The sequence below is a fragment of the Veillonella parvula genome, assembly GCF_018366295.1.
GTDB classification, from domain to species: Bacteria; Bacillota; Negativicutes; order Veillonellales; family Veillonellaceae; genus Veillonella; species Veillonella parvula_P.
The window spans coordinates 1-24,761 of sequence record NZ_JAGZIJ010000014.1; the positions used below are offsets into that span (position 1 = coordinate 1).

At 40.0% G+C, this 24,761-nt stretch carries 4 protein-coding genes and 1 rRNA gene; all 5 read right to left on the reverse strand.

Annotated features, from left to right (window positions below):
* Positions 1 to 66 (reverse strand): 16S ribosomal RNA (locus tag KHY58_RS09760); the annotation flags it as partial.
* Between the two features lie 549 nt (positions 67 to 615).
* The gene (locus KHY58_RS09765; RefSeq protein WP_278473224.1) at positions 616 to 1,365 is read right to left on the reverse strand and encodes a hypothetical protein; all 750 of its coding nucleotides are present in this window, start codon (positions 1,363 to 1,365) and stop codon (positions 616 to 618) included.
* Positions 1,366 to 1,456: 91 nt separating this feature from the next.
* Complete coding sequence (locus KHY58_RS09770) at positions 1,457 to 11,788, reverse strand: ESPR-type extended signal peptide-containing protein (RefSeq protein ID WP_278473226.1); 10,332 nt, start codon at positions 11,786 to 11,788, stop codon at positions 1,457 to 1,459.
* Between the two features lie 520 nt (positions 11,789 to 12,308).
* Positions 12,309 to 22,439: an ESPR-type extended signal peptide-containing protein gene (locus KHY58_RS09775; RefSeq protein WP_278473228.1), complete on the reverse strand. Its 10,131-nt coding sequence runs from the start codon at positions 22,437 to 22,439 to the stop codon at positions 12,309 to 12,311.
* Between the two features lie 479 nt (positions 22,440 to 22,918).
* Positions 22,919 to 24,761 (reverse strand): YadA-like family protein (locus KHY58_RS09780; protein ID WP_278473230.1); only part of this gene is annotated, 1,843 nt, incomplete at its 5' end.

Below are 24,761 nucleotides of genomic sequence, written 5' to 3' on the forward strand. Positions count from 1 at the left end.
TTCGACTTGCATGTGTTAAGCACGCCGCCAGCGTTCGTCCTGAGCCAGGATCAAACTCTCCAAGATATCTTGAAGCTATTTGAATAGCTCATTTGTTTTTGTTGTCGCTACATTGAAGTAGCTTTGAATTATGGTTGGTTTTGACTATGTCAAAACCCGCACTCTGGCATATGTTCAATCGTTTTGATTGATTACCTATCATTGTTCAGTTTTCAAAGATCTGTGCCCCTTCATATGGGGTACTGGAATATAATAACATTTCCATATACTCATGTCAACAAAATTTGGACAAATTTTACTACAAATTTCAGAAAATTTTTACCATTATTTTTGCACAATTTCACGGCCTAATTTTACAGATTCGAAAGTTGAGTTATATCACTCTTTTAGACATATCATATAACGAGAATTTAAAGCAAAAAAAAGCCGCAACAAGAATGCATATATTGCATTCTGTTGCGGCTTCTTGCCTATATAACAGTGTGTTTATAGAATCCCTTATTTGCATTTCAACACTGTATATTAAAAACTTTTATATATAAGGTATTGCATCTGCATTTCCTATACAGCAAAAGTTATACATATAAAGATTTAATTATATGTGTATTTAGATGATTAGTTATCTGTCTGAATCGCTTCACGAAGGTTAATTTCGTGCATATCGCCAACAGAAGGTTCTTCTGCAGACATATTCTTCACAGTTTGTTTTGTAGCAAACCAAACTGCTTCGTTCATGTAATAACGCAATTCTTCATTAGATACATGTTCTTGATCTTGAGCCATGATATCAAGCATAGCATCTTCCAATGCTTGTGCTTCTTCATCAGTCAAAGGACCGCCAACGGCCTTTTGTTTTTGAAGCAATTCATTCATGCGATCAACCATGCTGCGCAATACATTGTAACCATAGCTATTTGTATAACCTTGGTCCTTATCATATTTAGGGAATGTGTAATAGCTATACTCGTTTTTATTACGGTTTTCACCATTCCAGTTCAATGCAGTTTCTTGGCCATGTACATAACCTAAAGAATGTTTACGGAAATAATCAGCATAATTATGCTTATCTTTAGAATGTAACCATTTAGCTTCTTCTTTAGTTAACGCTTGATGATTATTCTTTTTGCTTTCAGCTAAAGCAATATGTTTTTCCGCATTTTCCCATGCTTTCACAAATTCATGGATACTTTGCACCGCCTGAGGGCTAGCCACAGGAACCAATACAACAGAACCTGTTGTAGGCGCTTTAGCCGGATTTGGTAAAAGCAATGGATCATCAAATGTAGCAGATGCCGCATTAACTTGTAATACGCCACTGCCGAATAATACTGCCGCTGTGAAAGCAAGCAAAGTGGATTTTTTCATTATATATTCCTCTTTTCTATCAACGAATTAAATCGGGTGGGAGGATTCCCTAAAGGGGAATCCTCAACCCGTAATGTTCAGTATGAACGTATTATAAACCTAGTCTTGCCATCATTGCAGCAATATTAGCTTTCATTTGTTCATTTTCAGCTTTCAAATCAGCTACTTCACCTTTTAATCCTTGATTTTCAGCTTTCATTGCAGCAAGTTCACGTTGCATTGCATATGTAGAACTGATAGGTCCTTTACGATAACGATCTGCAGTTTCTGCTTCGCCGTCTCTGTTACCTACTTTCCAAGTTACACCAGCATTTGCCATCATATGGCTATTGCTGCCTGCCCAAGCAACACCAGCATGCAACATCATGGATTCATTTTTATAATGAGCCACACCTAATGCCAATGCGGAGTCGCCACGGTAGTTACCGTAACCTGCCATAATTTGAGTAGGTTCGTAAGGGTCATAAGCCATAGGTTTCAATGCGGACAACGCGGAGGACATCGCACCAACTTGACGAACTTCGTTTACAACATTATTCATGCTGTTAGCAACACGATTAAGTTGGGAACCATTAACAGCATCAGTAGAAGTGGAGCTAATTTCGCCTGGTGCTACGTTAGTAATCTTATTACCACCGTTGTTTAAACCAGAGCTTGTTAAGGATACGCTGCCACCACCATTATTTTTGATTGTGATACCGTTACCGTTTGTCACAGTTGTATGACCGGAGTTATCCATAGTTGTAATGGAATTGATACCAGTAATATCTTTTGCCAAACGAACATTCAAGCTGCCGTTGTTGTCAGAGATAACACCGATATTGTTTGCAGTGGAAAGTTTGCTTTCATCAGTAACGCCACCTTTAACAGTCACTTTTTGACCTAGGTCACGATGGAATTCACCTTTATCACCTGCAAAGTCTAAACCAGCTTTCTTAAGGCCGTCGATACCTTTCTTCAAGTCGCCGATGTTAGCACCGTTTGTTAAGCTGCTGCTATTATTAGCGATATTGTTGATATCTTCGCCTTCGGCATAACCACTTGCCATATTAACAACTTGATTACCACCATTGTTCAAGCCGTCCTTAGTCAATGTTACTGCACCAGTACCATCTTTAGGGGACCCTTGACCTGCTGGAGGAGTAGTAATTGCAACACCGTTGCTGCTAACAGTAGTAGTTACTTTAGAACTACCCATGCCGGATGTAACTACCATGCCATCTGCAGTTGTTCTTGTGCTCTTAGTCCGTTTATCAGTAGTTACAACACCGTCAACACTCAACTCAGTGGCCTTAGTTGGATTATCTACAAGTACACCTTTAGCTGTTGTTTTAGTTGTATTATTTTGACTATCAGATACTTTCACATTATCTGCAGTTAGAGTAGTCGTATTACCAAATGTATCAGTGCTTGTAACACCTACACCATTTGTTACAGTAGAGAATTTCTTATCGTCAGTAGTGGTAATCACACTGCGTAAGTTCAAGTCCTTCTTGATATCTACAGTATATGTTTTAGACTTGTCTGCATTAACCGTAGTTTCTACAGTTGTATTGCCGCTATCGCCGGCCTTCACTGTCGTAGTTGCTGCAGCCATGCTGCTCTTCAACTGTTGAACGTTAACTGCATCAGTATCATTTACACCAGCTGCCACGTTAGTGATTTTTTGATCATTTGCGTTTAAGCCTGTGTTGGAGATGTAAGTTTTACCGCCTACAGATACGCCTTTATCATCAAGAACAACTTGTTTGTTAGGGTCGGAACCAACTGTTACAGAGTCAAGACCTTTAAGGTTCTTAGCAAGTTTAACATTCAAGTTACCGTTTTCATTAACTACGCCAATGTTACCGTTTGAAAGTTTAGAAGCATCAGCTTCGCCACCTTTAAGTTCCAATGTTTGACCAAGGTCTTTATGGATAACTTCACCGGAGTCGCCTTTGAAGTTCAAGCCTTTCTTAGTCAAGTCTTGAGTGTTCTTATCAATTTTGTTATCTACAACTTTCAATTGATCTTCTGTTGCAGCTTGACCGTTAGTGATGTTATTAGGATCCCAAGTTCTGTTAGTCAAATTGTTTACAGTACCGTTTGCACCGTTAACTAGAACTTTACCAGCATTAATTGAGCCCTCTGTACCATTGATAGTTACAGCATTAGTACCTTCACCAGCTTTCACGATACCTTTAGTACCATCAATGTGAACTGCTGTGTTACCAGAACCTAATGTTACAGTATCTTTCAAGCCTACAGTGTAAGTCTTAGCTTTTGTAATAGCGTTGATTTCTTCCTCAACATCAATATTTTTACCAGCTTTTACCTTAGTATCAGACGCAGCTTTTACATCGTTCAATTGTTTAACATTTACAGCATCATTGTCTTCTACGCCAGCTGTTACGTTTTTAATTTGCGTATTGTTAGCGTTGAAGCCATTATCTGTAACGAATTGTTTATTGTTGATTGTCAAGCCATCGTTGTTGATAGTTGTTTGACCAGTTGTTACGCTGTTCAAGCCTGTTAAATCTTTTGCAAGTTTAACATTCAACTTACCGTTTTCGGATACAACACCGATGTTGTTGTCAGACAATTTAGATTTCTCAGTAATGCCACCTACAACATCCAATGTTTGACCAAGGTCTTTATGAATTAAATCACCAGAGTCAGCTTGGAAGTTCAAGCCTTTCTTAGTCAAGTTTTCAGTGTTCTTATCAATTTTGTTATCTACAACTTTCAATTGATCTTCTGTTGCAGCTTGACCATTTGTGATGTTTGCAGGATCCCAAGTTCTGTTAGTCAAGTTGTTTACAGTACCGTTTGCACCGTTAACAAGAACTTTACCAGCATTGATGTTTCCTGTTACACCATCGATCGCTACTTTACCAGCATTGATTGTGCTGTTCATACCATTGATAGTCACTGCATTAGCGCCGTTACCAGCTTTTACGATACCAGTTGTACCGTCGATATTAACAGCTGTGTCACCCGAACCTAATGTTACAGTGTCTTTCAATGCCACTGTATAAGTCTTAGCTTTTGTAGTAGGATCTTGAGTTTCATCAACATTGATGTTTTTGCTACCTTCTACTTTTGTATTAGATGCAGCTTTTACATCGTTCAATTGTTTAACGTTAACAGCATCATTGTCCTCTACACCAGCAGTTACGTTTTTGATTTGCGTATTGTTAGCATTAAAGCCATTATCTGTAACGAATTGTTTATTGTTGATTGTCAAGCCATCATTGTTGATTGTTGTTTGACCAGTTGTTACGCTATTCAAGCCTGTTAAGTCTTTTGCAAGTTTAACATTCAACTTACCGTTTTCGGATACCACACCGATGTTGTTGTCAGACAATTTAGCTTTATCAGAAGTGCCACCTACAACATCCAATGTTTCACCAAGGTTTTTATGAATGCTTGTTGCATCATCACCTTTGAAGTTCAAGCCTTTATTAGTGTTGTCTGTAACTTTTTGATCTACAGATTTTAATTGGTCTTCTGTTGCAGCTTGACCGCTTGTAATGTTTGCAGGATTCCAAGTTGTGTTAGTCAAGTTGTTTACAGTACCGTTTGCACCGTTAACAAGAACTTTACCTGCATTGATATTACCTGTTACGCCATCGATTGCTACTTTGCCAGCATTGATTGTGCTGTTTACGCCGTTAATAGTTACTGCGTTAGTGCCGTCACCAGCTTTTACGATACCTTTTGTACCGTCAATATTGACTGCATTATTACCAGAACCTAATGTTACAGTGTCTTTCAATGCAACTGTGTATGTTTTAGCTTTTGTTACATTATCTACAGTTTCATCAACATTGATGTTTTTGCTACCTTCTACTTTTGTATTAGATGCAGCTTTTACATCGTTCAATTGTTTAACATTTACAGCATCGTTGTCTTCTACACCAGCAGTTACATTTTTGATTTGTGTATTGTTAGCATTGAAGCCATTTGCTGTAACGAATTGTTTGTTGTTGATTGTCAAACCATCGTTGTTGATAGTTGTTTGACCAGTTGTTACGCTGTTCAAGCCTGTTAAGTCTTTTGCAAGTTTAACATTCAACTTACCATTTTCGGATACCACACCGATGTTGTTGTCAGACAATTTAGATTTCTCAGTAATGCCACCTACAACATCCAATGTTTGACCAAGATCTTTATGGATTAATTCGCCAGAATCAGCTTGGAAGTTCAAGCCTTTCTTAGTCAAGTCAGTGCTGTTGTCAGTGATTTTCTTATCAACAATTTTCAATTGGTCTTCTGTTGCAGCTTGACCACTTGTGAAGTTTTTGCCATCCCAAGTGATGTTTGTCAAGTTATTTACAGTACCAGCAGTACCGTTGACAGTCACTTTACCGGAGTTGATAGTGCCGTTTGTACCATTGATAGTCACAGCATTAGCACCGTCACCAGCTTTCACGATACCTGTAGTACCGTTGATGTTGATTGCTTTATCGCCGGAACCCAAAGTTACATTGTCTTTCAATGCTACTTTGTAAGTTTTAGCGTGTGTATTAGGGTCTACGGTGGAATCAACATTGATGTTTTCGCTACCTTCTACTGTAGTGTTAGACGCATTTTTAACTTCGTTCAATTGATTCAAGTTAACTGCATCATTACCGTCAGTACCAGCTTTTACGTTTTTGATTTGTGTGTTATTAGCATCAAAACCGTTAGCTGTAACGAATTTATTACCACCAATTGTTAAACCTTCGTTATTAATTGTTGTAGCACCAGTTGTTACACTTGTTAAGCCAGTCAACTCTTTAGCAAGTTTAACATTTAACTTACCGTTTTCAGATACCACGCCGATGTTATTGTCGGACAATTTAGCTTTATCGGAAGTACCACCTACAACGTCTAATGTTTCGCCAAGATCTTTATGAATGCTTGTAGCGTCATCGCCTTTGAAGTTCAAGCCCTTCTTAGTCAAGTTGCTACCATTGTCAGTGATTTTCTTATCAACAACTTTCAATTGGTCTTCTGTTGCAGCTTGGCCGCTTGTGATGTTATTAGCATCCCAAGTGATATTTGTTAAGTTGTTTACAGTACCTTTAGCACCGTTAACAAGAACTTTACCGGAATTGATATTGCCTGTTACACCGTCAATCGCTACGTTACCAGCAGTAATTGTGCTGTTTGTACCGTTGATAGTCACAGCATTGTTGCCTTCGCCGGCTTTTACAATACCTTTTGTACCGTCGATATTAACAGCTGTATTGCCGGAACCCAATGTTACTGTATCTTGTAAACCAACTGTATAAGTCTTAGCTTTAGTAAGTGGATCTTCAGAATCAGTTACATTGATGTTTTTACCTGCTTTTACAACTGTTTTAGCTGCCGCTGCGTTATTAGATACTTCTTTCAACTGTTTAAGGTTAACTGCATGGTTATCCTCTGTACCAGCTTTCACATTTGTGATTTGAGTATCGTTAGCATTGAAGCCGTTGCTTGTAACAAATGTGTTACCACCGATTGTCAAACCATTGTTGTTAATAGTTGTAGCACCAGTTGTTACGCTGTTCAAACCTGTCAAATCTTTAGCAAGTTTAACATTTAATACGCCGTTGTTATTAACTACGCCGATGTTATTTTCTGAAAGCTTAGATGCATCAGCTTGACCACCAGAGATTTTCAATGTTTGACCAAGGTCTTTATGAATTGCAGTACCTGCATCACCTTGGAAGTTCAAGCCTTTTTCTACGATTTCAGTTTTTGTAGTATCAATTTTATTGTCTACAACTTTCAATTGATCTTCTGTAGCAGCTTGACCGTTAGTAATAGCCTTAGGATTCCAAGTTCTGTTAGTCAATTCGTTAACAGTACCTGTAGTACCATTGATTGTTACTTTACCGGAGTTGATAGTACCATTTGTGCCATTGATAGTCACAGCATTATCGCCAGTACCAGCTTTCACGATACCTGTTGTACCGTTAATATTGATAGCTGTGTTACCTGCGCCTAATGTCACTTCATCTTTCAAGCCTACAGTATATGTTTTAGCTTTAGTTACATTGTCGATACTTTCATCAACTTTAATGTTTTTACCTTCAGCTACCTTCGTATTTGCTGCAGATGCACTGTTGGATACTTCTTTTAATTGTGCCAAGTTTACTGCATCGCTGTCGATTGTACCACGAGCAACGTTAGTAATCTTATTACCACCATTATCCAAGCCAGTTTTAGTAAGAGATACAGATGCATTGTTAGTAGCACCGTTGCTGATAGTTACACCGTTAGAAGTAACTTTTGTATCGCCTACAGTTACGCTGTTCAAACCTTTAAGGTCTTTTGCCAAACGAACTTTCAAGTCGTTAGAGCCATCGGATACAACACCGATATTATCTTCAGCAGTCAATTTAGATGCTTCTGTAATGCCACCTTTAACGTTAACTTGTTCACCAAGTTTTTTATTGATTACGTTACCGGAGTCAGCACCGAATTTCATGCCTTTATTGATCAATTCTTCTTTAGTCTTGAACAATTGGCTACCGTTGATAGCATCTTTAGATGTAGCTGTTACAGCGCCGTCTTTTACATTTGTAATTGTAGTGCCGTCAGCACCTTCCAATGTTACCTTAGATTTATCAACAACACCGTTATTGATGTCATATTTAACAGCACGATCTGTCAATTTATCTACGGAAGATTTGGATGCAATGTTATTGATTGTAACTTGTTCTTTAACACCTGCATGGTTTTTATCCTCTACAGTCAAGGATACTTCACCATTGTCGTTTACCTTATAGGAACCGTCAGCGCTGGAGTTTCTTACAAGACGGTAATCAGTTGCACTGCTACCTTGTTGAGTAATTTGTTCGCTAACTTTTTTCAACTGATCTTCAGTCGCAGCACGACCGGATACGATAGATGTGGAATCCCAGTTTTTATTGCTCAAGTTAGTTACATAATTGCCAGTTTCACTTGCATTTTTCGTATTTTGAACAGTTTGAGCACCCATTACAACAGCGCCAGCAGTCACTCTGCCTGCAGTACCATCAAGAACTACTTGATTGTTACCGCTACCCAATGTCACTTTGTTATTCAAACGAAGATCATATTTAGCGCCTTCAGTGCTTGTAGCAGGAGTCGTTGTCAATTTAAGGTTATCATCGGAAACAGTTACTTTTGAATGTTTGCCTGCTTCGATTTTTACATCATGCAATTGGCTACCATTTACAGCATCTGTAGAAGTAGAGGATACTTCGCCAGCTTTCAAGTTAGTAATTGTTGTACCGCCTTGGCCTTCCAAAGTAACCTTGTTTTTATTAACAGTAGTACCGTTAAGATCATATTTAACAGCACGTTCTGTCAATTTATCCAATTCAGTTTTGGATGCGATATTGTTGATTGTTACCGTATTAGCAGGACTATTAGGATGAGCCTCATCTTTAACTTTTAAATCAACTTTATTGTTTTCTACAGAGTAAGAACCATCTGCAGAATTTGTATTGTTGATCAAGCGGTAATCTGTTTTAGCTGCATTAGTAGTCTTGATTTCATCAGACACTTTTTTCAACTGATCTTCAGTTGCTGCACGACCAGATGTGATTGTAGGGTTTTGAACATTCCATTCTTTGTTGTCCAAACCAGTTACATAGTTTTTATTGTCGCTATGTTTACCTACACGAACAGAACCAGCAGTTACGCTATTCAAACCTGTTAGGTCTTTTGCCAACTTAACATTAAGGTTGCCGTCTTTAGCTACAACACCGATGTTATTGTCAGACAAAGTACCTGTAGCGCCACCAGTAATACCTAAAGTATCGCCAAGTTGTTTATTGATTTTAACATTGTTATCGCCTTGGAAGCTTAAGCCTTTAGCGATTTTGTTAGTGTTATTTGTGATATTAGTAGTATTAATATCTTGTTGCTCTTTAGAAGCAAGGTTCGTCAACTTAACTTGTTTAGGATTGGAACCATCAGCATCCGCAACAGTCAATGTCATGCTACCGTCAGCAGCTACTTTATATTCACCGTTGCTGCCTGCTGCAGGGTTTGCAATCAAGCGGTAGTCAGTTTTGGAAAGACCATTAGAGATTTTAGAGATATCAACATCGAATGTTTGATTATCATTACGTGTCAATGTCAATCTCTTACCGTCATTGGATACTGTACCGGATGTAACATAAGTATTTTTCAAACCTGTTACTTCAGCGGTTAAACCGTTTGTACCGGTCATGTTAATCTTGCCATTACCGTTTGCTTCATAAGTAGCAGCACCACGTTGTAAGTATTTATCGTATTTAGCTGCAATACGAGAGATATCACCGATATTAGCCGCATTTGTTAATGTATCGCCACCGGATTTTACATTAGTGATTTGATTACCACCAGCATTGATACCTCTTGTGCTCATGGATACATTACCTGTTGTAACGGAGTTGAAGCTTGCATCTTCAACAGTTGCAACCGTAACATTATCTCCGGAGCCTTCTAATGCAATATTTTTACCAGCTTTAAAGTTAACTGTACGATTAGGCGCTTTTACATCTTTTAGCTTTCTACCGTCAACTTGAAGTTCCCAACCTTGGTTTGCAGATTTAATAGCTTCATGAACGGTATTTTTACCTGTATCACCAATGTTAGTCATGGTGATAGTACCGTTTTGGTCAACCTGAGCATTACCGCCTAAGATATTCTTAGTGCTGTTAGCTACATTACCCACTGCATTAGCAACGCCATATAATTGGCTGCCATTAATAGCATCTGTAGATTGTGCATTCACACGACCAGCAGCTACGTTAGTGATTGTACGTTTTGTAGAATTGTTACCAACGCTAACTGTGGAATCAGCAGTGCCACCGGCATAGTTATATTTCAAGCCGTTAATAGTTTCACTAGCAGTGCTCACAGGGGCCGCTGTTTCAGATTTAGCACCTAACGCAACGCCACGAACGTTATTTACTGTCGCATTGCTACCAAGAGCTAAGCCTTCGTTTGCTTGTACACTTGCTTCACTACCGATTGCTACAGCATCAGTTACTTCTTTTTGAGCTTTAAGTTTAGTGATTAATTCAGGATTATCTTTATAAACACTACGATCACGTACACGTTCTAATGTACCTGCTTGAGCGCTTACGCCCAATGCGATGGACCGAGAACCAGTTGCTTGTGCATCATCACCGATAGCCACAACATTTTTCTTGTCCCCATCTTGAGTGCTCAAAGCACTAGCTTCACGACCCATAGCAATAGAGCCGTAACCTTCGGAATGAGCGTTATTACCGATAGCTGTAGAACGTTCACCTAATGCCCATGCAGCATTACCTGCTGCTACAGAAGATCCGCCCAATGCATATGTATCATTACCTAATGCCACGCCGGAACCACCATGAGCACGCGCAGAGTTACCTACAGCAACGGAGTTATTTACTTTATATTGAGGGTCATTTTGAATACCGGATTCAGCATTATTACCGATAGCTATGCCGTCCATTGCACGAGTTTTGGCATTGTTACCAAGAGCAACCCCATTATCACGATAATGAGCAGCACTGTTACCGATAGCTACGCCTTGTATTCCCTGAGAAAGGGCATTACTACCGATAGCTATGCCATGAGTAAAATTCTCGCCTTTATAATTTGTACCTGCTGCTACATTAGCACCTGTCCCCATAGCAACACTATCTACAGTATTTGATTTAGCACCTTGACCGATAGCAATAGCACGAGCAGCGTTAGCTTGGGTATTAGTACTTCCGTCATATGCTGTATACGGTGTACCTTTTGCGTCTGTCAATGGATCAGGATTTGCAGAACCGATAGCAATGGATTGAGCACCTTTTGCCAATGCGGAGTGACCCATGGCCAAGCTAGCAGACCCTTGTGCGGATGCTGCCGTACCGATAGCTGCCGCATATTGTTCTCCTGCGTAAGCTTGACGCATCATCGCCAAGGAGTTAAAACCCTTTGCCTTTGCAGCTGAACCGACAGCAATAGCACCGATTTGTTCAGATTGAGCATAATGGCCTAAACCGATACCCAACGCACGAGATTGGGAATAATCACCGATAGAAATACCGGATACGGAGCCATCATTAGAACGTGCATTCGCACGATTACCAATTTGAATACCGAACACCTTATTATCAGTATATAAGTGTCCTTGTCCTGGATTTCCTGGTGTTTTGTAATCATACATTTGAATGTAAGGTGCTTTTTCGCTAGGGTATAAATACGTAAACCCGCCATCACGTTCACCTTCACCAGGAGATAAAGAAAGACCTCTAATAGGTGCTGCATCAACACCCGAAATTAATCCGCTACCGCAGGTCAAAACCATAGCCGCCAAGCCAACTTTTACCGTAGCTTTAGCGGAATTACTAACAAAGCTTTTGGAGCCACGAGTATGGCTTTTTGCGATTTCAGATACAACGACATATGCGCCTCGTACCTGACTCCAAATTACCCTATAAATACGATTCATTTAGTAGTACCTACCTTTCACACAGTTTTATAAGGGATTCTAAAACCAACACTAAAACACTAAAAATAATAAAATTTTCATCAAAAATTTAATTACTATACATATAAAATATCAGATTAGTTTATGAATGTAAATATATTTTTTTCACATTTCGCTCATTTATTTTCAGAACTTTAAACTTCTTTTAAAAATTGATTTTCTTACTCATTTAAATATATTTTCAATCATAAAAACCCTTACAACAATGGGCCAAACAACACTTATAATCTAAAACTAATGATTTTATAGTAAATTAATCACATTTATAATTTTCGATTAAAATTATATGTTCTGTATTATACACTATTATGAAAAGTTTGTGAAGCCAAATACAAAAAAAGAACGAAAGTCCTTTCACAGTAGACTTTCGTTCTTTCATTTTATGTACCATATAGAGTTAAAATCATCTAATCTTCATGGGTATTTTCTGGTACATCAGCTCGCTTTTTACCACATGAATATAAGATGAAACAGATGTGAATTACATGCCTAAACGACTCATAATAAGAGCTAATTGTCGTTTAGTTTCTTCGTTATCTTTCTGTAGACGAAGGTTGTCTTCTTTCAATGCCGCATAGTCTGCAGTTAATTTTTCATCCTGCGCTTTCATGCGTGCATTTTCAGCTTTCAAAGCAGTCATTTCATCCTGCATTACGTACATAGAGCTGATAGGACCACCCTTGTAACGTTCAGGAATAGCCTTCTTCTCATCAGAAGTACCAAATTTACGAGTTACACCGGCATTCACCATATTATGACGGCTACCAACAGATACGCCTGCATGGAACATAGTGTCTTCCGATGTGTAATGTGCAACACCTAAAGCCGCTGCTGTTTCTCCTCTGTAATTGCCGATACCAGCCATCACTTGAGTTGGTTCTAACGGATCGTATTGAATAGGTTTCAACGCAGACATTGCCGCCGCATGAGCACCTACACGTTGCGTTTCACCCGCCACGGAATTAATGGCATTGGCCATACCTTCTGTAGCACCCTTCAATTGATTCAAGTTAACCGCATCAGTACCGTTTACGCCAGGGCCTACATTACTGATTGTTTTACCGCCATTATTCAAGCCGTCTTTAGTAAGGCTTACAGCATTACCGCTAGCAGGGGTAATAGTTACACCGCTACCATTCACAACCGTAGAATTACCTCTGGCATCCTTAGTCGTCACAGACTCAAGACCTTTCAAATCTTTTGCCATACGAACCTTGAGATTAGTTCCATCAGATACGACGCCTAAATTATCTTCGGACGTCAACTTACCAGCATCCGTAATACCCCCAACTACATTCACTTGTTCATTAAGTTTTTTGTTAATTGGAGTTCCGGAATCACCACCGTATTTCATACCATCGTCTTTGGTTGCCACTTGATGAGCCTTACCGTTTTCATCTTGGTACTTAATACGAGTGATTGCATTGCCGTCGAGATCGGAATCGCCCTTATCAGCAGTAATATCCGCATTGCGCCCATCTTTTCCGGTTAAACCGATGTGGCCAATACCGTCTTTGCCGGACATAGATACAGCATCTTTACCGTCTTTACCAGTAACAGCTACTTTGCCATCTGTACCATTTGCTGCATCTGGACCTGTAATGGAAACGCCATCCTGACCATTTTTGCCGACTTTCACCTTATCTGCATTGACCGTATCAGTATTGATCGTCTTGGTAGTGATGCTATCGGCCTTAAGGTCTTTCGCCATCTTGATGTTGATATTACCATCTTGATCGGCTACAGTTTTGATATTTTCGCCGGAATAATCGCTATCAGCCCCTTGACCTTCACCTTTGATAGTAACCTTTTGACCTAAATCACGGTGGAATTCACCTGTATTACCGGCAAAATCCATACCTTTCTTTGTGATTTCATCACCTAAGTTATTAATCTTATTATCCAGGGTTTTATGGGACTTCTGCAATTGATCTTCTGTAGCAGCACGACCGCTTGTGATATTATCAGGATCCCAGTCTTTATTTTCCAGGCCTGTCACATGTCCGTCCTTGCCATCAACAGATACTTTTCCGGCAGCAATCTTGCCGTCTTTACCGTTGATTGTTACGTTGTCACCGGCCTTGATTGTACCATTTTCACCGTCAATCGCAACATTACCGGATTTAATGGTACCTTTATTACCATCGATTTCAACTTTATCGCCTGCTTTAATGGTGCCTTTGTTGCCGTCGATTGTAACCTTGTCACCGGCTTTAATCGTACCTGTTGTACCATCCATCGCAATTTGTTTCGTAGGATCAGTTCCCATCGTTACTTGGTCTTTGAGGCCCACTTTGTAATTTGTAGAACCGTCCGCATTAGTAGTCTTATCTACTTGGACATTATTACCTGCCGTTACTGTTGTAGTAGCAGCTGCTGCGGCTTTATCCAATTGGGATTTATTAACCGCATCCTTAGAATCAGTACCATCGACTACATTCGTAATCTTCTTATTGGACGCATCGATACCGTCCTTCGTCATGGATGGACCGTTGGTAATCTTCACACCGTCTTTTGTAACAGCAGTCAACGGATTGCCATCCTTATCTTGAACGGTCATACCTTCACCATTTACAACGGTTTTACCGTTTGCACCATTAGTGCCATTATTGAAAGTTATGGAATCCAGCCCTTTAAGATTTTTTGCCAAACGAACATTGAGCACATTATCTTTACTGATAACACCGATATTGTTTTTGGTCAACTCATCTTCACTTGTAACACCACCCTTAATGTCCAATTGTTCATTAAGTTTTTTCTTGATGGTAGTACCGGAATCACCACCGTATTTCATACCATCGTCTTTGGTTGCCACTTGATGAGTCTTACCGTTTTCATCTTGGTACTTAATACGAGTGATTACATTGCCGTCGAGATCGGAATCGCCCTTATCAGCAATAATATCGGCATTGCGCCCATCTTTTCCGGTTAAACCGATGTGGCCAATACCGTCTTTGCCGGACATGGACACCGCATCCTTGCCGTTTTTATCTGTAACAGCTACCTTACCATCAGCGCCATTCGCCGCATCTGGACCTGTAATGGATACGCCATCTTTACCGTCTTTGCCGACTTTCACGGATTCAGCCTTAAGATTTTTATTCATCTTCACATTGATAGTCGTGTTACCATCATTATCTTGGTTGATGAAAGTTTTAATGTTTTCACCGCTGTAATCAGCATCGTCAGCTTTGCCTTCACCTTGAACAGTGATAGTAGAGCCTAATTTATTGGTTTTTACACCGCCTACATTGGCATTGAATTTAAGCCCTGTATCAGTTTGACCTGCCAAAGCTTGTTTCAATTGATCCTCTGTTGCAGCACGACCGGATACGACTTTACCTGCATCCCAAGTCTTATTATCAAGACCTGTCACGTAGTTACCTGTATTAGCAGGGGTTGCACCATCGGATTGTTTACCCATGGTTACAGTGCCGGCTTTCACAGTTTCCGTAGCCGTAACAGATGTAACGTTAAGATCTTTCTTCAATTTAAGGCCAATCTTCGTGTCGTCACCGGTTTGCGTGATTTCCGTCGTAATATTGTCGTCGCCATTTACTGCTACTTTGGAGCCTAATTTATTCGTTTTTTCGTCGTCATTATCAGCATTAAAACGAAGGCCTTTATTGGTAAGTTCAGTCTTAGCATCACTAATGTTTTTATTTAACTCAGTTTTAGTGTCATGCAATTGACTGCCGTTCACCGCATCTTTGGAGTTAGCCGCCACATCGCCATTAGCAACATTGGTAATCTTTTGATCATTCGCATTGATGCCATTTAGAGATACATAATTCTTACCACCTACGGTCAAACCACCACTATTGATGGTTGTACCTCCAGCTGTTACGCTGTCCAAACCAGCCAATGTCTTAGCCAACTTCACGTTTAATGTGCCTGTGCCGTCAGATACAACGCCAATATTATTATCCGTTAAATCGGCAGCTGCAGCTCCGCCTTTAATAGCAACAGTACCACCTAGTTTCTTGTTGATAGTTGTACCAGAGTCACCGTCAAAGTTTAGACCTTTATCTACTTCGGATTTAGACGCCACATCTTTAATCGTTACGGTTTTTGTTTGATCCAGATGATTCTTATCTTGAACTGTCAATGCTACATCACCGTTGGCATCTACAGTATAGTCACCATTGGATCCCGCCGTAGGATTTGCAACGAGACTAAAGTCTGTTGCACTAGCACCTTGTTTCTTAACTTCATCACTAACCGTTTTCAATTGGTCTTCCGTTGCTGCACGGCCAGATGCAATCGTAGGATTATCAATGCTCCAAGCCTTATTATCAAGACCTGTTACGTAATTACCCGTATTAGCAGGGGTTACACCATCAGATTGTTTACCCATAGTTACCGTACCAGCTTTCACAGTTTCCGCTGCCGTAACAGTGGTAACGTTAAGATCTTTCTTCAATTTTAGGCCGATCTTCGTATCGTCACCGGTTTGTGTAATTTCTGTGGTGATGTTATCGTCGCCGTTTACCGTTACCTTAGAGCCTAGTTTATTAGTTTTTTCAGCGTTATTATCCGCATCAAAACGAAGGCCTTTGTTGGTAAGTTCAGTCTTAGCGTCATTAATATTATTGTTGAGTTCAGTTTTAGTGTCACCAATTTTTTTATTGAGTTCAGTTTTGGTATCACCGATATTTTTATTCAACTCGGTCTTAGTATCGCTAATATTTTTATTTAACTCAGTTTTTGCGTCATGCAATTGACCACCATTGATTGCATCTTTGGAGTTTGCCGCCACATCACCATTAGCAACATTGGTAATCTTTTGGTCGTTCGCATTGATGCCGTTTGGAGATACATAGGTCTTATTGCCTACGGTCAAACCACCACTATTAATGGTTGTACCGCCAGCTGTCACACTGTCCAAACCAGTCAATGTTTTAGCCAACTTCACGTTCAATGTGCCTGTACCGTCAGATACAACACCAATATTATTATCTGTTAGATCTGCAGCCGCAGCTCCGCCTTTGATGGCAACAGTACCACCTAGCTTCTTGTTGATAGTCGTACCAGAGTCACCGTCAAAGTTCAAGCCTTTATCCACTTCAGATTTAGATGCCACATCTTTAATCGTTACGGTTTTTGTTTGATCCGGATGGTTCTTATCTTGTACTGTCAATGCTACGTCACCGTTGGCAGCTACAGTATAGTCACCATTGGAACCTGCTGCAGGATTTGCAACGAGACTAAAGTCCGTTGCATTAGCGCCTTGAGTTGTGATGGCTTCAGTAACTGTCTTCAATTGATCTTCTGTTGCAGCACGTCCGCTGACAGCAGTCGGATTAGTTACGCTCCATGTCTTATTATCAAGACCTGTTACGTAGTTACCCATAGTAGCAGGAGTTGCACCATCGGATTGTTTACCCATAGTTACAGTACCGGCTTTCACAGTTTCCGTAGCAGTAACAGTGGTAACATTAAGGTCTTTCTTCAATTTAAGACCAATCTTCGTATCGTCACCAGTTTGACTGATTTCCGTCGTAATATTGTCGTCGCCATTTACTGTTACCTTAGAGCCTAGTTTATTCGTTTTTTCAGCGTTATTATCCGCATCAAAACGAAGGCCTTTGTTGGTAAGTTCAGTTTTAGCGTCATGCAATTGACCACCGTTAACCGCATCTTTGGAGTTTGCCGCCACATCGCCATTAGCAACATTGGTAATCTTTTGGTCGTTCGCATTGATACCATTTGGAGATACATAATTCTTACCACCTACGGTCAAACCAACACTATTGATGATAGTGCCACCAGCTGTTACGCTTTCCAAACCAGTTAATGTTTTAGCTAACTTCACGTTTAACGTACTGCCATCAGATACGACACCAATATTATTGTCCGTCAAGTTCGCAGCCGCTGCACCACCTTTGATGCTAAGCTTATCGCCCAACTGTTTATTAATTACAGCGCCGCTATCTCCATCAAAGTTAAGGCCTTTAGCAATAGTCGTATTGATTGTGGATATAGCATTTTTATTAGTCGTAATATCTTGCGTATTTTGAGCGATATTTTGCTTATTTTGTGCAACATCAGTCTTATTCTTACCGATGTCAGTTGTATTTTGAGCAATATCAGCCTTGTTTTTAGTTATATCTTGTTTATTCTTGCCAATATCAGTCGCATTTTGAGCAATGTCAGTTGTGTTTTGAGCTATTTTATCCTTGTTCGTATTAACTTGCGTATTAACAGACTTCAACTGATCTTCCGTTGCAGCACGGCCGGTTACGGCTTGTGGATTATCTACATCCCAAGCAGTATTAGTAAGACCAGTTACCGTGCCTGCAGTACCATCCACAGATACAGGATTAGCAGTTCCTAAGGTGATTTTATCCCCTAATCCGACAGTATATTCCTTACCGCCGGCTGCATTTGTACCTTCATCTACAGTGATATTGCTGTTTTTAGCTTTCACAGTACTTGCCTTAGCAGTTCCACCGATAGCATCCTGCAACTGACTGAAGTTAACCGCATCAGTAGGATCTGTGCCTTTTGCTAGACCGGTAATCTTTTGATTATTTGCATTGATACCGTTCGGCGTTACGTAGGTCTTGCCGCCTACAGTCAAACCACTACTATTAATAGTTGTTCCACCAGCTGTTACGCTATCCAAACCAGTTAATGTTTTAGCTAGTTTCACATTTAATGTGCTGCCATCAGACACGACACCGATATTATTGTCCGTAAGATCCGCTGTAGCACCACCTTTAATGGTAACAGTGTCGCCCAATTTTTTATTAATCGCAGTACCGCTATCACCGTTAAAGTTTAATCCTTTATTGATATTGGTTACATTTGTATTGACCTTATCATTAACGGATTTCAACTGATCTTCCGTTGCAGCTCGACCACTTACAGCTTGAGGATTATCCGCGTTCCAAGACTTATTATCGAGTCCTGTCACAAAGTTACCGTTTGCACCGCCAGCACCACCAGCTTGTTTGCCCATAGTCACAGTGCCAGCTTTCACAGTATCAGCAGCAGTAACAGTAGTAACGTTGAGATCTTTTTTTAATTTAAGGCCGATCTTAGTATCGTCACCAGTTTGACTGATTTCTGTCGTGATATTATCATCGCCATTTACCGTTACCTTGGAACCCAATTTATTGGTCTTAGTTCCGCCTGTATCCGCATCAAACTTGAGACCTGTATTAATCACATCATTCTTCGCGGTCGATATATTATTGTTTAGCTCGGTTTTAGCATTATCTATATTGCCGTTCAGTTCAGTTTTAGCGTCATTAATATTTTTATTGAGCTCAGTTTTGGCATCACCGATATTTTTGTTTAATTCAGTTTTAGCATTATTAATATTGTTATTTAATTCGGTTTTAGCCGCATGAAGTTGACCGCCGTTAACTGCCTCTTTGGAATTAGCCGCCACTTCACCATCAGCAACATTAGTTATTTTCTTGTCGTTTGCATTGATGCCGTTCGGAGTTACATAGGTCTTACCGCCTACGGTCAAACCACTACTATTGATAGTTGTACCCCCAGCCGTTACGCTATCCAAACCGGTTAATGTCTTAGCTAGTTTCACATTTAATGTGTTGCCATCAGATACGACACCGATATTATTGTCCGTCAAATTCGCAGCCGCTGCACCACCCTTGATGCTAAGCTTATCGCCCAACTGTTTGTTAATTACAGCGCCGCTGTCTCCATCAAAATTTAGACCTTTAGCGATAGTCGTATTGATGGTAGAGATAGAATTTTTATTGGTCGTAATATCTTGTGTGTTCTGTGCGATATTTTGTTTATTTTGTGTAATATCAGTCGTATTCTTACCAATATCGGTTGTGTTCTTGGTGATATCTGCCGTATTTTTAGCTATATCTTGCTTATTCTTACCGATGTCAGTCGTATTTTGAGCTATATCAGTCTTGTTCTTAGCTATATCTTGTTTATTCTTACCGATATCAGTCGTATTCTGAGCAATGTCAGTTGTATTTTGAGCTATTTTATCCTTATTTGTGTTAACTTGCGTATTAACAGCTTTTAACTGATCTTCCGTTGCGGCACGACCAGTTACGGCTTGTGGATTATTTACATTCCAAGTTGTATTAGTAAGACCTGTTATAGTTCCTGTGGTTCCATCCACGGTCACAGGATGTGCCGTACCTACAGCAAGTTTATTGCCCAATCCAACAGTGTATTCCTTACCACCATTTGCATTGGCACCTTCTGTTACGGTTATATTCGCGTCTTTCCCTTTTACCGTAGTGGCCTTAGCAGTACCACCGATAGCACTTTGTAATTGACTGAAATTAACCGCATCGTTAGGTGCTGTACCATTAGCAACACCAGTAATCTTTTGATTATTAGCATTGATGCCATCAGGTGTTACATAGGTTCTAGCACCTACACTCAAACCATTTTTACTAATAGTAGTGTTTCCTGCATTAACGCTCTCTAATCCTGTTAAATATTTTGCCAACTTTACAGTCAATCTACCGGTACCATCGGATACAACACCAATATTATTATCGGATAATGCCCCTGTAGCACCGCCTTTAATGACTAGAGTATCACCTAATTTTCTCTTAATCGGAGCACCTGTATCGCTGCTAAAATAGAGCCCTTTTTCAAGAGTATTATTGATAGTGTTAATATCATTCTTATTAGTAGTAATATCATCTTGTATTTTTGTGATATTTCGTGCATTGTTACCAATACGGCTTGAGTTATCTGAGATACTCTGCGTATTTCGATTAATAAAATACTGATTGGAATTAACTTTCTCATTAACCCGCTTTAACTGATTTTCCGTAGCAGCACGCCCTGTAACGGGTGCTGGATTATTTACATCCCATGATGTATTGGTAAGACCTGTGACCGTTCCTGTACCACTATCTATGGTTACAGGATGCGAGGCCGCCCCTTTCCCTACAGTAATCTTATAGTTTAAGCCAACAGTATACTCCTTACCACCTTTCGCCGTTGAGTTTTCCCTTACCGTAATATTACCATCATCATTTGCTTTTACTATGGCTTCTTTAGCCGTACCGTTAATTGCGCGTTGCAACTGACCGTAGTTAACTGCGTCCTGACTACCTGTACCGTCTGCAACACCTCTAATTTGTTGATTATTGGCATTAAGACCACCGGTTGACACATAGAGTTTACCGCCTACAGACACCCCTTTATTATCAATCGTAGCAGTTCCTGCTGTTACGCTATCCAAACCAGTTAATTTTTTAGCCAATTTCACATTTAGTGTGCCATTTCCGTCTGCTTGAACCCCAATATTGTTGTCAGCCAGAGCACCGCTAGCGCCACCTTTTATTCTTACTGTGTCACCTAATTTTACTTGGTTCTGAACAAAGTTATCACCATAAAAGAACAATCCCTTATCAATATTGTCTTTATTATATCTAATAGCATCGTGGATCGTGCTTTTACCTGTAAAACCGATATCGCTCATCGTTAATTTACCGGTATCAGGATCGAGCGCCGCATTACCGCCAAGGATATTTTTAGTAGTAGTGGCTAAATTGCCCAGGCTATTTGCTACGGCATATAACTGACTACCGTTAATAGCATCTGTAGACGAAGCATTCATGCGTCCCGCCGCCACATTGGTAATCGTACGTTTTACCGTATCACTACCCACACTAAGCGTGGAGTCAGCACTGCCGCCAGCTAAATTCTTATACCATAAACCATTTACATGCTGATTTGGCGTACTTACCACATTAGCCGTCTTGGAGTTGGCACCTAATGCAATTGATCGTTGTTGATTCACATCAACTAATGCATTTTTACCGATGGCAATGGAATCATCTGAAGCTGCGATTGCAGCTTTACTCATAGCAATAGAATTATTTTTCGTCGCTTTTGCCGTCTCACCGATAGCAATAGAAGCCTCACCGCTAGCCACGCTATCCCAACCCATAGCAGCAGCATTAGTAGCGTCAGCTGTAGAGTTCGCACCGATTGCGCGAGCACCCGCTGCCAATGCTCTTGCACCGTTACCGATGGCTACGCCCCACTCGCCTCTGGATTGAGAGCCGTTACCCATAGCAACGGCACCGCCTTTAGATGCCTTCGCATTATTACCAAATGCCATGGATGATCCACCCCAAGCTCTGGCATTGGTACCAAATGCCTGATCATTATCGGCACCCACATAGTTACCGGCCTCATCATATCCAGCCCAGGATGTATTACCAAGGGCAAAGCCATTTAAAGAAGCTACTTTTGTCAAATTACCGATAGCAACACCATTATTTACTTCAACCGTTGCATTTCTTCCGATTGCAACACCTTGCACATTACCAACATTAGCCCTATTAGTTTTTGTAACAGTAGCACCTGTACCCAAGGCCACACTATTATCTGCCATTGCTGTACTATTGTCACCTATCGCTACAGTACCATTTTTAGCCTGAGCATTATCACCCCATTTTAATGTAGATGCCTGCGCTTCAGTTGGTATAATCCCTCCTGCTAACATAACAGTACAGATAGAAATTCCGAGCATCTTGGCAAACACAGATGTCATTGTCGAGCGTTTCGACATATTCTTCGCTGTTTCAGCCACAACGACATAACATCCTTTTGTACGACTCCAGATTACTTTAAAAATTCGGTTCATCTCATCTTACTCCTTGCATAAAACTATCAAATTATACGAATATAATAAAATATTTTATAACTATTTTAAAAAGTAAAAATACAGTTAATATATGGCTATTTATCGATGCATATCATATTAAACATATCATATTCTATACTAAAAGTAAAAAATTTTTCACTCTACACTCACTTCTAAATCATAAATATTTATGAATATATAAAAAGGCCGTCATATACCTTATGAATATGCTAAATGTACTAATTTTTTCGCATAAAATTAACTTCATGAAAAAAATGTATTTCACCTTAGTAAACTATTATGATCCAATTATTATTCACCTATATCACTCACCTATTTTAATTACATTACAAGTTAACCATGACATATATATGCTCATAACAACCATTTCATCTATTTTTTGCATGCAAAAAGGCGCCAAAAGCATTTCGCTTTTGGCGCCTTTTATAAGCACTGCCGTATCAATATGTTATTTCATATTATTTCAAGCCCGCTTGTTGCATCAATAATGCAATTTGTGCTCTCATTTCTTCATTGTCGCGTTGTACTTTTTCGTACTTAGCTTTCAAAGCAGTCATTTCATCTTGCATTACGTACATGGAGCTAATAGGGCCACCTTTGTAACGTTCAGGAACTGCTTTCTTAGCATCAGAAGTACCGAATTTACGAGTTACACCAGCATTTACCATGTTATGGTGACTACCAACAGATACGCCTACATGGAACATAGTATCTTCTGCTGTGTAATGTGCAACGCCAAGAGCCGCCGCAGTTTCACCTCTGTAATTACCGATACCAGCCATCACTTGAGTTGGTTCCAATGGATCATATTGAATAGGTTTCAATGCAGACATAGCCGCTGCATGTGCGCCTACACGTTGTGTTTCGCCTGCTACGGAGTTAATAGCATTAGCTAACCCATCTGTAGCACCTTTCAATTGATTTACGTTAACTGCATCAGTGCCGTTTACACCAGGGCCTACATTGGTAATTGTATTACCGCCGTTGTTGAGGCCATCTTTAGTAAGGCTTACTGCATTACCGCTAGCAGGTGTAATTGTTACACCGCCACCGTTCATAACAGTAGTATTACCTGCAGCGTCCTTAGTGGTTACTGTTTCAAGACCTTTCAAGTCTTTCGCCATACGAACCTTAAGGTTGCCAGTACCATCGGATACAACACCTAAATTGTCCTCTGTAGTCAACTTGCTAGCATCAGTAATGCCACCCACTACATTAACTTGTTCGTTAAGCTTTTTCTTGATTACGGAGCCGCTATCGCCACCGTATTTCATACCATCGTCTTTAGTTGCCACTTGATGTGTCTTACCATTTTCATCTTGGTACTTAATACGAGTGATTGCATTACCGTCTAAGTCTGGATCACCTTTATCAACGGTAATATCCGCATTACGGCCGTCTTTACCAGTTAAACCAATATGACCAACGCCGTCTTTACCGGACATGGATACAGCATCTTTACCGTCTTTGCCTGTGATACCTACCTTACCGTCTATACCGTCAGCACCATTAGGACCAGTAATAGATACGCCGTCCTTACCGTTTTTACCAACTTTTACCTTATCGGTAGTTAAGCTGTCAGTTTTGAGGTCTTTATCCATCATAACCTCTATATTACCATCTGCATTAATTTTTGTTTTAATATTTTCAGAAGAGTAATTAGTATCAGCTTTATCGCCTGTACCTACAACGGATACAGTTTCACCTAAATTCTTATGAACTGGATTACCACTATTGGCACCAAAGTTCAAACCTTTTTTCGTGATTTTATCACCTAGGTTATTAATCTTGTTATCCAAGGATTTGTGAGATTTTTGCAATTGATCTTCTGTAGCAGCACGACCGCTTGTGATATTGTCAGGATCCCAATCTTTGTTTTCCAAACCTGTCACATAACCGTCTTTGCCATCAACAGATACCTTGCCTGCTGCAATCTTACCATCTTTACCATCGATAGTTACCTTGTCGCCAGCTTTAATGGTACCGTTTTCACCGTCAATTGTTACATTGCCAGCTTTAATAGTACCTTTGTTGCCATCGATTGTAACTTTATCACCAGCCTTGATAGTGCCTGTAGTACCATCCAACGCGATTTGTTTCGTAGCATCAGAGCCTAATGTCACTTGATCTTTAAGACTTACTTCATAGTTCTTTGAACCATTCGCATTGGTGCTAGGTGTCACAGTAATATTATTACCTGCCGATACCGTTGTGGATGCAGCTGCTGTAGCTTTATCCAATTGAGATTTATTAACCGCATCGTTAGGGTCCGTACCGTCAGCTACATTTGTAATCTTGTTA

What these genes read in the sequence shown, in the direction of transcription:
- KHY58_RS09765 (WP_278473224.1), bottom strand. Translation starts at nt 1,365, where the DNA reads ATGAAAAAATCCACTTTGCTTGCTTTCACAGCGGCAGTATTATTCGGC.
- KHY58_RS09775 (WP_278473228.1), bottom strand. Translation starts at nt 22,439, where the DNA reads ATGAACCGAATTTTTAAAGTAATCTGGAGTCGTACAAAAGGATGTTAT.
- KHY58_RS09770 (WP_278473226.1), bottom strand. Translation starts at nt 11,788, where the DNA reads ATGAATCGTATTTATAGGGTAATTTGGAGTCAGGTACGAGGCGCATAT.